The sequence below is a fragment of the Myxococcus sp. AB025B genome, from assembly GCF_006518215.1.
Lineage (GTDB): Bacteria > Myxococcota > Myxococcia > Myxococcales > Myxococcaceae > Myxococcus > Myxococcus fulvus.
This window is the reverse complement of sequence record NZ_SRLW01000260.1, coordinates 1-14178: the sequence shown is the minus strand read 5'-3', so window position 1 is coordinate 14178 and position 14178 is coordinate 1. Positions and strand designations below refer to the sequence as shown.

The following is a 14178-nucleotide window of genomic DNA, read 5'->3' as shown; positions in this document are numbered from 1 at the left end:
GGATGTTGGGGGAGGTGGCGCCGTACCTGGGAGACCCGACAGAGGCCATCCGCAGCGCGCCGCCGGCGACGCTGGCGGACAATCGAGCGTTCTTCGGTCTTTCCGGCGAGGCGCCGGTCACCTATGACGAGCTGTACCAGAGCGCCGCCGCGCTCTTCCAGAAGCTCAAGCAGGGACCACCGGTGCCACTCGCGGAGGATACGAGGGACCTGGGGGCGTTGAAGTACGTGTCGGAGGCGCGAGGTCCCTGAAGCAGCGGCGACCGAGCGACCGGGCAGGGGAGGTCGGACGTGGCGAAGAAGTCTCCGAACTACATCAAGGCCGCATTCATGATGCCCGCAAACCTGATGGGGCTGGGCACGGCGGCGGCGTCCGCGGCGGTGACGGGCGAGCCGTTGCCCGCGCTCATCGCACTGGGGTTGGAGGGGCTCTACCTGGCGCTCTTCTCGTCGATGCCGCGCTTCCAGCGGGCCATCCGCTCGCGTGAGCCCACGGACCCGGAGGCGGCGCGCAAGGCGGTGGACTCGCTGCTGGCGGACCTGGCGCCGTCGCAGCGTGAGCACTACCAGCAGCTCGTCGGGCTCAAGGAGAAGATCCTCGCCAACTACCGCAAGCTGCCGGGCGGCAAGGTGCTGGAGTCCGACAGCGAGCCCCGGTTGGATGCGCTCCTGACGTCGTTCCTGCGGCTCATCTCCACGCTGAACCAGTACCGCTCGTACCTGAACAGCTCCGACCGGGGGAATCTGGAGAAGGACGTGCGCGAGCTGGAGGAGGACGTGGCGCGCGAGACGAACCCCCGGCTGAAGGACGTGAAGCAGAACCGGGTGGACATCCTGCGCAAGCGGCTGGCGCGCTTCGAGCAGGCGAGCGAGAGCCGCGAGGTGGTGAGCCACCAGTTGGCTGGCATCGAGGACATGATGCGGCTGACGCACGAGCAGTCCATCGCCATCCGGGACCCGGAGGTGGTCAACCGCCAGCTCACCATGCTGAGCGCGGAGGCCGAGGCCACCGAGGAGTCCGTGCGGCAGATGGAGCAGTTCCTGGAGTTCACCGAGGAGACGCGCGGCCCCTTGCCGCATGGCTCGCGGGTGCGCTGAGCCCGGGCGCCCAGGGGCCTGGCCTCAGTCCTGGTCGGGCCCGGTGCGCCGGCGCGATGACAGCAGTGCCCGGGTTCGTGTGAGGAGCCACCGTGGGGCCTCCTCCAGGAACGTGAAGACGGCGACGAAGACGAAGCCGAGAAGGGGCAACGCGTAGGCGCCCAGCCAGCCTCCCAGCGCGAGCCCGACGAGGCCGAGCAGGGGATGAAGGGCCCAGCCCTGCACGGCGCCGATTCCGGCGCCGGCGAGGATGCCGAGGATCACCAACAGCTCGATGAGGGTCATGGGCGGGACGCTCCTGGGAGAGGAGTGCGCTCGCCTGTTCAATCCCCGTGCCCAGGGGGCCGTCGAGGAGGCTCGACCGCGAGCAGGTGCCTGCTCGGGTCAATCTGTCCCGAGCGGGCCCGTGCGGGCTGACGAGAAGGAGCCCCAAACCGAGCCATCCCCGGGGGCGTCAGGGACAGGCCCTCTCCAGGATGGAAGGGATTGACCTGTCATTGAGGGTGGATGTGGCCGTTCGCGAGTGAATGGGGTCTGGCAATGAATTGGGTCCCCGTCCGCGGGGATGAGCGGTTCGTCCCAGGGCGTGAAGTGAAGAATTGCGTCTTGGGATGATGGGGTGGTGTCTGTTCTGTGGCAGGATTGAGCGCTGAAGAGTACGGGGCCGGCGAAATGGACTGACATGGATGGCGTTCGTTTGGGCGTCACGCTGGAGGACTCGCGTGTGCGCCGAGGCGTCGAGCCCGGGGTGCTCATCACCTTGGGGAGTGTCGCGCTCGTCATGGCCCTGGCGTTGCCGCGAATCCTCGCGCGCGTCAGGGATAGCGATTTCCTGGAGCTGGCGGCATCCATCCAGGACGACAGCTTCTACTACCTGCTGCCCGCGTATCACTTCAAGACGAAGCTCTTCTTCACCTTCGATGGGCACTCGCCGAGCTATGGCTTCCAGCCGATGTACGAGCTGCTTCTGGCCGGGCTCGCCTTCCTCCACGATGACTTCGAGTCCTTCTTCCGTGGCGCGATGGCGATGGGCGTGTGGCTGCACGTGCTCACCAGCTTCCTCATCGTGTTGCTGGTGATGCGAGTCGCCGACGCGAAGGCTCCAGGGCTGAGGGCCCTGCAGCTCGCGCTGGCGGGCGTGGCGGGGCTCTTCTATTTCACGCGCGGCACCGTGCTGCTCAGCGCGATGACGTGCAAGGAGAACGCGCTGACGGCCCTGGTGTTCGTGGGGTTGCTGCTCGTGGCCACGACAGATGCGCGGACCCCCGAGGAGCGCCGCCGGATGTCCGGGGTGGTGGGGCTGGGGCTCTCCGCGCTGCTGCTGTGCCGGATGTTGCCCACGTCGTTGGTCATCGTGGGGCTGGTGGGGTTCGGGGCGCTGCTGCGCTGGCGGCGGCCCTTGGCGTTGCTGGGCGCGTTCACGGTGCCGCTCGTGCTGTGGTTCGGCTATGCCACCCTTGCGTTCGGTCACCCGCTGCCGACCTCGGCGCGCGTGAAGGCCCTCGCATCCAGCTCCCTGCCCATCACCTGGGACGTGGTGTCCACGGAGGGCTGGGGTTACTTGCAGAGCGCGCTGACCTTCGCGATGGGAATGCCGGGGCGGCTCTACCTGCCGCAGCAGGATGCGGGGCGGGTGGTGTTCGGTTCGAACAGGGGCGCTCTCTGGATGACCCTCGCCGTGGTGACGCTCGTGGCGCTGGTCGTCGTGGGCCTCTGGCGGATCCGTCGGGAGCAGAGGGAGCCTCGTGGCTCATCGGCGGTCATTGGACTGGCGGCCGCGCTCCTGGTGGGCCTGCTCTTCGCTTATGTGGCGCAGGGCTCGCTCATCGCGACGCGCCGCCCCGGGGAACTCACGTACTACGTCTGGTATGTCTTCGACGCGCCCGTGCTCTTCGCCGTGGCGCTCGGCATCGCGGGTGTCCGAGGGCTGTCGATGCTGGAGGACGCGCGTGCGTCCTGGCGCGAGAAGGCCCTTCCCGCAAGGCCCGCGCCACTCGCGCTCGGCGTGGTGATGGTGGCGGGGGCGCTGGCTGTCTTCATCGCGCGGGTGCCCCGGGAGTACGGCAAGCTGTCGCGGCTCCAGCCCTTCACGTCCTTCGACCCGGTGTCGCAGTCCTGGCCGCACACGATGATTCGCGCGGGGCTGTGGCTGAAGCAGAACGTCCCGCTCCAGCCTGGAGAGCGGGTGGCCTGCTACAGCTGCGGCTCGCTCGGGATGTTGCTGCCCGAGCACGTGATGAACCTGGATGGCCTCGCGAATGATGACTCGGCGCGCTACCTGCTCGGCGGCTCCACCACCACGCCGTACGTGACGAAGATGCGCCCTCGCTTCTACATCGACGTCCACCCGGTGGACTTCGACGCGGCGGGCATCCAGGTGAAGCCGCTTCACATCCTGCCGTTCGGTTTCAAGCGCAAGCCGGGCTATCTCATCGCGGAGCTGAGCTACCCGTCGCCCTGAGAGGGGCAGGCGACCGGGACCTCGCGGGACAGGGAGCGGCCACACGTGGAAGGTTGGCTGGCCGTCATCCGGCCTCCTCGGCCGGGAGCCGGACGTCCGCCCCGCACAGGATTCCATTGACTCTCCGGCCCAGCCGTCCTGTCCTGCCGTCATGTTCCGCCGAGCCTGGTTTCCGACCCTCCTCCTCCTGCTCGCCGTCGCGGGCTGCTCGCGCTGTGGCAAGGACCAGGGCCCCGTCGCCCCGAGTGCCTCCGGCCCGGCGCGCTACCTGCCCCGCGACGCGCAGGCGTCCGTCGTCATCCACGACCTCGGCGCGCTCGGAGAGAAGCTCGCGCGCTTCCAGCACCTGAAGGTCGCCTCCTTCGCCGCGCAGTTGCAGAGCTTCTCCTCCGCGGAGGGCTACGTGAACGCGGTGATGCGCCAGATGGGCGTGGACCTGCGCAGCCGCCAGGCCCTGGAGGCCGCCGGACTCGCCCCGGAGAAGGGCGCAGGCGCCGCGTTCCTCGGTGAGAGCCGCGCCGTCTCCGTCGTCGGCGTCAAGGACGCGCAGAAGCTCGAGGAGACCTTCGCCGGCTTCGCGCGCACCCGCCTGGGCGCCTCCGAGCGGAAGGAAGAAGGCGGCGCGGGCGGCAAGCTCGTCACCTTCAGCCGCCCCGGCTCCACCACCGCCGCGCTGGGACTCTTCTTCATCGACGGCGGCCAGTTCGCCCTCCTGGGCGTGGGCCCGTCCGTCGCGTCGCTGCGGCCCCTGGCCACGCAGCCCGAGGACAAGTCGCTCACGAAGGAGCCCATCCTCACCGCGTCCCTCGCGCGGCTGCCCTCCAAGCGCGACTTCCACGTGTACCTCCCCGGCGGCGCGGGCCTGCTGGTGCCCGCGGGCACGGTGCAGGGACTCACGCTCACCGGCCTCGTGGAGGAGCGCGCCCTCACCCTGCACGCCGACGCGCCGTGGCCCGACACCAAGCCTTCGCTCGCGGCGTTGGACCCGGTGAAGGACGCCGTGGACCTGCGCGGCTTCTTGCCCCAGGACAGCTTCCTCGTCGCGCGCTTCCAGGGAGACCCGTCGCACCTGGACGGCGTGTGGCCCTACCTCGTTGGCGACTACCTGACGCGCGCGGTGCAGAAGAGCGGGCTCGACGTGAAGGCGGAGGTGCTCGACAACTTCAAGCCGGGCACGGTGCTGGGCATCTCCCTGTCGCCCAAGGTGCAGCTGGGCGCGGGCATGCCCGCGTTGGACCTGCGCCGCACCAACCCGTTCCGCTTCGTGAACCTCGTCGCCCTGTCTGATTTGGAGAATCCGGAGCGCACGAAGGGCCTGCTGGAGAAGCTGCCCCAGCTCGCCACCGACTTCGGCGCCAAGGTGGAGGCCGCGGACCTGAAGGGCCAGCGCGTCTACCTCACGTCCTACCGCGCGGGGGAGGGCGCCCACTTCGCGCTCGCGCCCAACGGCAAGCTCCTGGTGGCCTCGCCCCAGTCGCAGCTGGAGGCCTCGCTCGCCGCGCTCACCCAGAAGGCCGCGGAGGGCCAGGTGGCCGCGGACCTGAAGGACGTGGGCAAGGACGCCGCCTTCAGCGCGGTGCTCGACTTGCGGCGCCTGTCGGACTCGGTGAAGAACCTGCCCTCGGAGGCGTGGGGCATCGGCGGCTTCGCCATCAAGGCCACCACCGTGCGCTGGCTGGAGGCCACCGACGATTTGCGCGCGGTGACGCTGGCCGTGTCGCGTAAGGAGCGCGCGCTCCAGGCCGAGCTGTCCCTGCGCCTCACGCCGACGGCGCCGTCCTCCACCACGACCCAGCCGGCCACTCCGTGATTCAAGCCCGAGACGTCACCAAGGAATACCTCGATGGCGATGGCACCCGGGTGCGGGTGCTCGACGGGATGTCCCTCGACGTGGAGGACGGGGACTTCGTCGCGGTGGTGGGCCCGTCCGGCAGCGGCAAGTCCACGCTGCTGCACCTGCTGGGCGGCCTGGACATCGACTACCGGGGCGAGGTGAAGGTGGGCGGCGTGACGCTCAGCGGATTGAAGGACGCCGCGCTCGCGCGCTTCCGCAACACGCACGTGGGCTTCGTCTTCCAGTCCTTCCACCTCATCCCCAACCTGTCCGCGCTGGAGAACGTGCTGCTCCCCTCGTACTTCGGCCCCCGCACGCCCGAGGCCGTCAAGCGCGCGGAGGCGCTGCTGGAGCGCGTGGGCCTGGGCGCGAAGAAGGACCGCGCGCCGGTGCGCCTGTCCGGCGGCGAGCGTCAGCGCGTGGCCATCGCCCGGGCGCTCTACGGCGGCCCGAAGCTGCTGTTGTGCGACGAGCCCACGGGCAACCTGGACGCGGCCACCGGCGACGGCGTCATCCAGTTGTTCCGCGAGCTGCACAAGGAGGGGCTCACCGTGCTGGCCGTCACCCACGAGGACCGGATGAGCGCGGCCGCCCGGCGCGTGCTGCGGCTCAAGGAGGGCAAGCTCGTGGAGGAGCGCGCCACGTCCCAGGTGGCCTCGGGAGGTGTCCCGTGAGGTTGGAGGCGCTGTCGCGACTGGTCCGGCTGAGCCTCGCGCGCGAGCGCCGGGGCGCGTTCTTCTCCGCCTTCGGCGTGGCCATGGGCGTGGGCACGCTCGTGTTCTTCATCGGCCTGGGCCTGGGCGTGGGCGCGGTCATCCGCGAGAAGATCTTCCCCACCGACGCGCGGCTGGTGGACGTGGTGCCCTCGTCGGTGTCGCTGGGCTCGCTGCTCGGCGGCGGCAAGCTGGACCGGGAGGCGGTGGAGCGGCTCACCGCGCTGCCCGGCGTGGAGTCCGCGTACCGGAAGATGAACGTGCGCGTGCCCGCCGTGACGCGCTACGACGGCGTCTTCTTCGGCACGAAGCTGCGCATGGGCATGGAGGTGCTGGCCATGGGCGTGGAGCCGGCGCTCGTGAAGGGCGACGTGCAGCTGGGTGAGTTCAAGGACCCCGGCGAGGGCCAGCCCATCCCCGCGCTCGTGTCCACGCGCCTGTTGGAGCTGTACAACAAGACCTTCGCCCCCGCGCGCAAGCTGCCGCAGCTGTCCGCGAACATGATTGTCGGCTTCGGCTTCCCGGTGGAGTTCAACCGCTCCTACGTGTCCCAGTCCGCCACCGGCCCCACCACGTCCGCGCAGACGCAGGTGGTGGGCGCGTCCGACCGGGCCATGTTCGCCGGCATCACGATTCCCCTGGAGACGGCGGTGCGCCTCAACCGCGCGGCGGGCGTGGACGCGGACAGCTACTCGGGTGTGACGCTGGTGGCCAAGGACCCGTCCCACGTGCCCGCGCTGGTGGACGCGGTGAAGGGGATGGGGCTGGAAATCGATGACCAGGAGCGGCGCATGGCGGAGAACACCGGCGCCGCGGTGGCGCTCACCACCTCCGCGCTGGCGCTCCTGTCCATCCTCATCTGCTTCCTGGCGGCGGTGAACATCGCCCACGCGCTGTCGGCCTCGGTGCGCGCTCGCGCCAAGGAGATTGGCGTGATGCAGGCGGTGGGCGCGTCGCGCGCGGACATCCGGGCAATCGTCTTGGCCGAGGCCGCCGTGGTGGGGCTCGCCGGGGGCACCATCGGCACCGGGGTGGCGCTCGCCGCGTCCCTCGCCGTCAACCGGCTCGCCGCCAGCTACCTGCCCAACTTCCCGTACAAGCCGGACAGCTTCTTCTCCTTCCCCTGGCCCGTGGTGCTCGGGGGTGTGGTACTGGGACTCCTGGCCGCGTTGGCGGGGGCCTACTTCCCCAGCCGCCGCGCCGCCGCCACCGACCCCGCACGGACGCTCGCAGGATGACGCTTCCCTCCCGTAAGACGCTGTTGGGCAACCTGCTCAGCCTGGCCGCACTCGGTTGGATCTACGGAGGAGACCTCGCCGACGCCGTGCGGGCCCGGAGCGCGGACGTGTCCGCCCTCATCGAGCTGCCCTCGCCGGTAAGGCCCGCGGTGGTGCTCGGGCTGGCGGCCCTCGCCGTGGGGGTGGCCCTCTTCGGCGGGCTCGCGCGGGGCAGGGCCGACGACTTCAAGGGCTACCGCCTGCTGCCCATCCTCCTGGTGGGCGCGCTCTTCTTCGACCTGATGCTCGCCGAGAGCCGCATCCCCATCGAGCCCACGGACGCGGCCTCCATGGCCCTGCAGCGCTTCCAGAAGCTGGCCCAGGAGCAGTCCACCCAGGACGCCGTCGTGGAGGACCCCCGCGTGCTCCAGACCTTCCTGGAGCAGCTCGGCCGCCCGCCCTACCTGGTGCGGGGGGAGCAGCTCCCCGGGTACACCCTCCAGGTCCGAAAGGACTGCGAGGGCCCGGTACGAGAAGCCCCAGGGGTGCGCCCCGGCACGCTCCTGTACTGCGTGGCCCCCGAGCGCAAGGGCGCGTGGGTGACGCTGGTGGGCCTGGCCGCGGAGACGCGCTTCGGCTCCGCCGAGGTGCTCTCCGTCGGGGGCCAGACGCGCTTCCTGCTCGTGCAGCCCGCCCTGGGCGAGGAGCCCCCCGAGCCGGGCTCCGCCTTCCGCGACGCCCAGGCCCCCTCCGCGGATGTCGCCGCGGACGCGGGGAGCACCTCCAGTCTCCAACCTTGAGAAAAACGCGCCGCTACGCGCCTGTTGCCTGCTCGCCTGGAGGGCGCGTGGGGAGGTGCCGTGTGGTTGACCCTGCGGACGGGCGATCGCTAGGCTCGCGTTGAACGGACCCTCCCCCACGTGACGACCTCTCAACCGAAGCGGCAGCCCATTCCATTTGGGAAGTACCTCCTTCTGGACCGCATCAACATCGGCGGCATGGCGGAGGTGTGGCGTGGCAAGCAGTTCGGCGCGAGCGGCTTCGAGCGGCTCGTGGCCATCAAGCGCATCCTGCCGAACATCGCGGAGGACGAAGAGTTCATCTCGATGTTCATCGATGAGGCGAAGATCAGCGTCCAGCTGAGCCACGCCAACATCGCCCAGATTTATGAGCTGGGGCAGATCGCCAGCAGCTACTTCATCTCGATGGAGTACATCCCCGGCAAGGACATGCGGGCCATCTTCGACCGCTGCCGGAAGAAGGGGGAGCCGGCGCCGGTGCCGCTGGTGGCGTTCTGCATCTCCAAGATGTGCGAGGGCCTGGACTACGCCCACCGGAAGAAGGACGGGATGGGGCGGGACATGAACATCGTCCACCGCGACATCTCGCCGCAGAACGTCCTGCTGTCCTTCGAGGGCGAGGTCAAGGTCATCGACTTCGGCATCGCCAAGGCCGCGGGCAAGGCGACCAAGACGCAGGCCGGCATCCTCAAGGGCAAGTTCGGCTACATGAGCCCGGAGCAGATCCGCGGCCTGCCGCTGGACCGCCGCTCGGACGTGTTCGCCATCGGCGTGTGCCTCTACGAGATGCTCACGGGCGAGCGCCTCTTCGTGGGCGACAGCGACTTCAGCGTGCTGGAGAAGGTGCGCAAGGCGGAGGTGCCCGCGCCGTCCACGTACAACCGGCGCATCCCGGAGACGCTCGAGAAGATCGTCATGCGCGCGCTCGCCAAGGACGTGGACGAGCGCTACCAGTACGCCAGCGAGCTGGGCGACGACCTGCAGCGCTTCCTCATCACCAGCGAGACCATCTTCGGCCGCAAGGACCTCATGCAGTACATGAAGTCCACCTTCGCGGAGGAGGTGGAGCGCGAGAAGCAGCGCCTGTCCGACTACGCCGACATCCGTCCCCCCGACGGCATGCTCGCGGCGCTGGACGCGGCCGGCTTCAGCAGCATGCCCTCCCAGGCCGCCGCGCCACAGCCCGTCGCGGCGCCGCCGCCCGTGGCCGTGCCCGTGGTGCAGCCGGTGGCCCCGCAGCCGCCCCGGTCCACCGCGACCATGGGCGCCGTGTCGCCCGGAGCCGTGCGCCGCTCGCCCACGCTGGCCGCGCTGCCCAAGCTGACGGCGGCCACCGCCGCGCCCGCGCCGAAGGAGGACGAGGTCCAGGCCACGCAGCTCGTCTCCAGCGACCACGTCTTCGAGGACAGCCCGGAGCCCACCACGCAGCCGGGCGCCAACGTGGGCCGCACCGTCACCCCGCTGGAGACGCGCGCCCAGGAGGAGGACGAGGAGGAGCCCACCACGGGCAAGACCGCCGTCCTGCCGGTGGCGCCGCCCCAGGCCCCGCCGCAGCCTCCGCGCCTGTCCCAGGCGTCCATGCCGGTGTTGTCGCCGTCCGGACCGCCGGTGGTCCGTCCCTCGACGACGGTGCCCACGCTGGTGCCGGCCGAGGTCGCCGCGTCGGCGCCCCGGGGCAGCCGGGGTGGGGGAGAGTCGCTGCCGCGCATCGTCCGCGAGACGCCTCCCGACGTGTCGCAGGGCATCTCGCGCTCGGCGCTCCCGCCCGACGTGTCGCAGGGGATCTCCCGGCAGGCGCTGACCGAGGGGCTCCAGGGCGGCTCGCGGCCTCCCGCTCCGCCGCCGATGCTCGGCGCGGGGGCTCCGGTGGCCAGGCCGCCCGCGCGCCCGGTGGCGCACGAGGAGGAAGAGGAGGAGGAGCGCTCGACGACGGCGGTGCCCGCGCTCGGCCGACGTGGCCTGGACAAGCGGGTGCTGTACGCCGTGTGCGGCCTCGTGGCCCTGGTGGTGCTCGGTGGACTGGGCTGGGCGCTGTCCCGTCCGGGACAGGGCTACGTGATGCTGGACCTGCAGCGCGTGCCGTCGGAGGTGCGCGGCCGCGTGCAGGTGCTGCTGGACACCCAGCCCATCGCGGTGGAGGGCCCCGGGACGTCGGTGCTGCGCGAGGTGACGGCCGGCCAGGTGATGGTGACGGTGAGCGCGGAGGGCTACAAGACCTTCGTCCGCACGCTCGAGGTCAAGAGCGGCAAGGAAGTCATCCCGGTGGAGGTGGTGCTGGAGAGCCTGGTGCGCACCGCGTCGCTGGTGCTCGTCACCCAGCCGGCCGACGCCCAGGTGAAGGTGGACGGCAAGGTGGTGCGCGAGCAGGGCCAGACGGACGCGTTCATCAAGGGCGTTCCGGTGGGCGCGGACCCGTGGGTGGTGGAGGTGAGCGCCCCCCAGCACAAGGCCGCGTCCAAGCGCGTGTCGGCGTCCGGTGAGGGGCCGACCGAGGTGGCGGTGAAGCTGGAGCCGGTGGTGTCCAAGCTGTCGGTGCGCATCGACTCCAAGCCGGCAGGCGCGGTCATCTTCGCGGGCAGCCGGGAGCTGGGGGCGACGCCCACCACGGTGCAGGTGTCGCCGAACGAGCGCCAGCTCACCCTGAAGCTGCGCTGCCACAACGACGCGGAGGTGGAGGTCCCGGCGCCCGAGGCCGGAGAATCCATCGCCACGACGACGGTTTCGCTCAAGCGCCAGCCGCGCTGCCGTTAGATTCCATGCAATCGAGCCCCGCTTCCCTTCGTGGGAAGCGGGTGTGTCGACTCCCTTCCCGTGGGGAGTGACAGGAGGCGTGTGTCCGTGAGCAAGGTACGCAAGGTCCACAAGGAAGATCCGCTGGCGGACCTCCCCCGCTGGGCGCAGCAGCTTGCGCGCAAGTACTACACGAAGACGGTGAGCACCTTCCTGCTCTACGGAGCGGTGAGGGACCTGCAGCCGCTCAAGATGGAGGACGACTCGCTGGGCTTCGGCACGCTCAAGACGTTCCTCTCCGAGGAGCTCTTCGGCGGACGGGACCACGTCCTCTTCTATGATCGCTCGTCGGGCATCCGCTCGGCCACGCCGGAGACGCAGAAGGACCTGGCGCGGACGATGTCCGGGTACGACGCGATGTACGGCACGGACTACGCCAAGGTCATGCCGAGAGACCCGGGGCGGGCGCTCCAGATTCTGGAGAACTTCCTGCGGATGCGGCTGAGCGAGGGGCGCTCGCTGGCGCTCATCATCGACTTCGCGGAGACGCTGGTGCCGGGCGGCGAGATTTCGCACCTGTCCTCTGAGGACCGCTTCGTGCTGGCCACGCTGGACAAGTGGGCGCACGACCCGCAGTTCCTCGCGGGCGACGTGTCCGTGGTGCTGCTGGCGGAGAACCTGGCGGACATCGCGCCGCGCATCTCCCGCAACCCGTACGTCGCGCCGATTGAATTGCCGCTGCCCACCGAGGAGGAGCGGCTGGAGTACGTGCGCTACAAGCTGGAGGGCAAGCGGCTGCAGTCGCTGTCGGAAGTGCCGCTCGCGGGCCTGGCGAAGATGACGGCGGGCCTGTCGCGCATCAACCTGGACCGGGTGCTCACCGAGGCGCTGGAGCGCGAGGTGCGCATCACCGCGGAGCTCCTCAAGGAGAAGAAGAAGGAAATCATCCAGGCGGAGTGCCACGGCCTGTTGGAGTTCATCGAGCCGGCGCACACGCTGGACGCGGTGGCGGGCCACGCGAAGGCGAAGCAGATGCTGCGTCAGGCGGCCTCCGCGCTGAAGAAGGGGCGCCTGGAGGTCATGCCCATGGGCTACCTCTTGTCGGGCCCCGTGGGCACGGGCAAGACGTTCATGGTGAGCTGCTTCGCCGGGGAGATTGGCATCCCGGTGGTGAAGTTCCTGAACTTCCGCAGCCAGTGGCAGGGCGTCACCGAGGCCAACCTGGAGAAGATCTTCAACCTGCTCAAGGCCCTGTGGCCGGTGGCGGTGATGATCGACGAGGCGGACACGTTCCTGGGCAACCGCGACTCGGGCGGGGACTCGGGGACGAGCAGCCGCGTGTTCGGCTCGATTGCCTCCTTCATGGGCAACACGCAGTACCGCGGAAAAATCGTCTGGTTCCTGATGACGGCGCGGCCGGACCTGCTGCCCATCGACCTGAAGCGGCAGGGGCGCGCCGAGGAGCACCTGGCGCTCTTCTATCCGCAGACGGACGCGGAGCGCGACGAGCTGTTCCAGGCCATGTCCAAGAAGACGGGCGTGTCCGTGGAGGGCATCGAGTCCTACTCCAAGCTGATTCCGGAGGGCGTGCGCGCCTTCAGCGGCGCGGACATCGAGGCCGTCATGGTGCGCTCGAAGTTCCGCGCGCTGGCCGAGGGGCGCGAGGCCGTGTCGAAGGACGACCTGGTCGCGGTGCTCGCGGACTTCGTGCCGCCCAGCTACCCGCTGGAAATCGAGCTGCAGAACCTGGTGGCGGTGCAGGAGTGCACCAGCCGCGAGCTGCTCCCGGAGGTCTACCGCACGGTGGACCGCGACCTCATCACCCGTCGGGTGCGGGAGCTCAAGGCGCTGCTCGAGGAGGGGTAGCGGTTCGTCGGTCAGGAGACCGGCACCGGGGCGGCGGCGCCCAGGTGCGGGTCGTTCACGTGCTCCACGATGGCCACGCGGTCCCCCGCGGACAGCGCATCGTGGAGCACGATGATGGCCTCGTTCGAGTGACGGATGCAGCCATGGGACACGTCCATGCCGAGCAGGGCGGGGGCGTTGGTGCCATGCAGCTCCTCGGCGGAGTGGCGTCCGTCCGCCCACGACAAGTCCAGGATGCGCGTGCCGAAGACGTGCTTGTCGTTCCAGAGGCGCGCCCCGGCGGCCTCGGCGGCGGCCTGGTCCAGACGTGAGCGGACGACCTTGAGGCCCGCGCGCGTGGGCGTGGCCTGGGTGCCCGAGGCATTCGGGAAGATGTCCACCAGCCGCCCCTCGGCGTCATAGAGGAAGGTGCGGTGCTCGCGCAGGGCGACGATGACGCGCACGGGCTGGCCTTCGTAGACGGCGGGAGGAATCCCGCGCGACTGTCCACGGGCACCGGGCGCGGGCGCCAGCGAGTCGAGTGCCTTGAGCGTGGTCGCGTCCAGCGCGCCCGTCACCTTGACACCCGGCAGCGTGCGGCTGGCATGCACCTGGAAGTTGCGCAGCGCGCGGACCGTCTGCGGACCGAACTGTCCGTCCGCGCCTCCGTGCAGCGCGAAGCCCATCTCGAGCAGCGCGCCCTGCACAGCGCGGATGCCCTCACCGCGTGAGCCCGGGCCGAGCACCTCCTGTCCGGAGGCCACGGGCGACAGCTGCACGACGTTGGTGAAGCGCGTATTGCCGAGCGGGGAGGGGGAGGGAGTCCATGAGGAGAGCCCCCAGCCGCTCACCGCGCCCGCGGTGGTGTCGAGTTGATGACCCAGCGACGAGGTGACCGGCTTCGTGGCGTCGAAGCCATCCGCGGACACCCGTGAGGCGCGCGCTTGCGCATCCGCCAGGCTCGCGGACACCGCGAGCGTGGGCTTCGGCTCGAGCGACGCGCGGGCTTGCGCATCCGCCGGGCTCGCGGACAGCGCAAGACTCGGCTCGAGTGGCACGAGGCTCTTCGCGCTTGCGAAGCTGGAGGCCATCGGCAGCTCGGGAGCCATGGGGGCCATCGCGTCCGCCAGGCTCGCGGAGAGGGTGGGCCTCGGCTCGACGAGGGCAACTGTTCGCGAGTAGGCATCTGGCTCGCTGACCTCCGCCGCGCGCGCGTGTCCGCCCAACCACGGGGTGGCGCGGGTGACCGGGTCCGGCGGGAGGCCCTGGCGTGAAGTGGACCCGGTGAGGTCCGCGCGCGTGCCGCCGGCCCGCACGGCGGTGTCTTCGATTTGAGACGTTCCGATTCCGTGGGACGGACGTCGCGTTACCGGGATGCTGGAGACCTGCCGTGGCGCTGGCTCCACGCTGTTGCCGGAGGCCCGGGGAAGGTGTGTCCCGAGGCTGCTCGGAGCGAGGAGCGGGTCCGTGTCGGGCGGGAA

General features: G+C 70.3%; 10 protein-coding genes and 1 pseudogene. 9 read left to right on the top strand and 2 right to left on the bottom strand.

Annotated elements, in window-relative coordinates; genetic code table 11:
- Together FL311_RS32565 and FL311_RS32560 are read left to right on the top strand one after the other, a co-directional pair.
- A pseudogene (locus tag FL311_RS32565) lies at positions 1-251 on the top strand (hypothetical protein); the annotation flags it as partial.
- Between the two features lie 78 nt (positions 252-329).
- Positions 330-1097, top strand: coding sequence for a hypothetical protein (locus FL311_RS32560; RefSeq protein ID WP_046718377.1), 768 nt, complete (start codon positions 330-332; stop codon positions 1095-1097).
- Positions 1098-1121: 24 nt separating this feature from the next.
- Here FL311_RS32560 and FL311_RS32555 read toward each other — a convergent pair whose 3' ends face one another.
- Complete coding sequence (locus tag FL311_RS32555; protein WP_141331370.1) at positions 1122-1382, bottom strand: type II secretion system protein; 261 nt, start codon at positions 1380-1382, stop codon at positions 1122-1124.
- 397 nt (positions 1383-1779) lie between these two features.
- On the opposite strand from FL311_RS32555, the gene FL311_RS32550 reads away from it, so the two are divergent.
- From FL311_RS32550 to FL311_RS32520, 7 genes are all read left to right on the top strand, one after another.
- Positions 1780-3558, top strand: a complete 1779-nt coding sequence (locus FL311_RS32550) for a hypothetical protein (protein ID WP_141331368.1) — start codon at positions 1780-1782, stop codon at positions 3556-3558.
- A gap of 151 nt (positions 3559-3709) precedes the next feature.
- A complete protein-coding gene (locus FL311_RS32545) occupies positions 3710-5368 on the top strand; it encodes a hypothetical protein (RefSeq protein ID WP_141331366.1) in 1659 nt (552 codons plus the stop codon).
- Complete coding sequence (locus FL311_RS32540; RefSeq protein ID WP_141331364.1) at positions 5365-6066, top strand: ABC transporter ATP-binding protein; 702 nt, start codon at positions 5365-5367, stop codon at positions 6064-6066. The genes FL311_RS32545 and FL311_RS32540 overlap by 4 nt, the downstream gene beginning before the upstream one ends.
- Positions 6063-7343 carry an ABC transporter permease gene (locus FL311_RS32535; protein WP_141331363.1) on the top strand — a complete coding sequence of 427 codons (1281 nt, stop codon included), beginning with the start codon at positions 6063-6065 and terminating at the stop codon, positions 7341-7343. The genes FL311_RS32540 and FL311_RS32535 overlap by 4 nt, the downstream gene beginning before the upstream one ends.
- The gene (locus FL311_RS32530) at positions 7340-8122 is read left to right on the top strand and encodes a hypothetical protein (RefSeq protein ID WP_141331361.1); all 783 of its coding nucleotides are present in this window, start codon (positions 7340-7342) and stop codon (positions 8120-8122) included. The genes FL311_RS32535 and FL311_RS32530 overlap by 4 nt, the downstream gene beginning before the upstream one ends.
- Positions 8123-8242: 120 nt before the next feature.
- Positions 8243-10873 carry a serine/threonine-protein kinase gene (locus tag FL311_RS32525; RefSeq protein WP_141331359.1) on the top strand — a complete coding sequence of 877 codons (2631 nt, stop codon included), beginning with the start codon at positions 8243-8245 and terminating at the stop codon, positions 10871-10873.
- 87 nt (positions 10874-10960) lie between these two features.
- Positions 10961-12718 (top strand): ATP-binding protein, encoded by a 1758-nt coding sequence (locus tag FL311_RS32520; RefSeq protein ID WP_141331357.1) that lies wholly within the window; start codon positions 10961-10963, stop codon positions 12716-12718.
- Between the two features lie 11 nt (positions 12719-12729).
- Here FL311_RS32520 and FL311_RS32515 read toward each other — a convergent pair.
- A partial coding sequence (locus tag FL311_RS32515; protein ID WP_228557231.1) for a L,D-transpeptidase family protein occupies positions 12730-14178 on the bottom strand: 1449 nt, incomplete at its 5' end.

Bases quoted from the DNA above. Each gene is read 5' to 3' on its own strand.
- FL311_RS32555 (WP_141331370.1), bottom strand. From the start codon at position 1,382: ATGACCCTCATCGAGCTGTTGGTGATCCTCGGCATCCTCGCCGGCGCC.
- FL311_RS32550 (WP_141331368.1), top strand. From the start codon at position 1,780: ATGGATGGCGTTCGTTTGGGCGTCACGCTGGAGGACTCGCGTGTGCGC.
- FL311_RS32545 (WP_141331366.1), top strand. From the start codon at position 3,710: ATGTTCCGCCGAGCCTGGTTTCCGACCCTCCTCCTCCTGCTCGCCGTC.
- FL311_RS32560 (WP_046718377.1), top strand. From the start codon at position 330: ATGATGCCCGCAAACCTGATGGGGCTGGGCACGGCGGCGGCGTCCGCG.
- FL311_RS32530 (WP_141331361.1), top strand. From the start codon at position 7,340: ATGACGCTTCCCTCCCGTAAGACGCTGTTGGGCAACCTGCTCAGCCTG.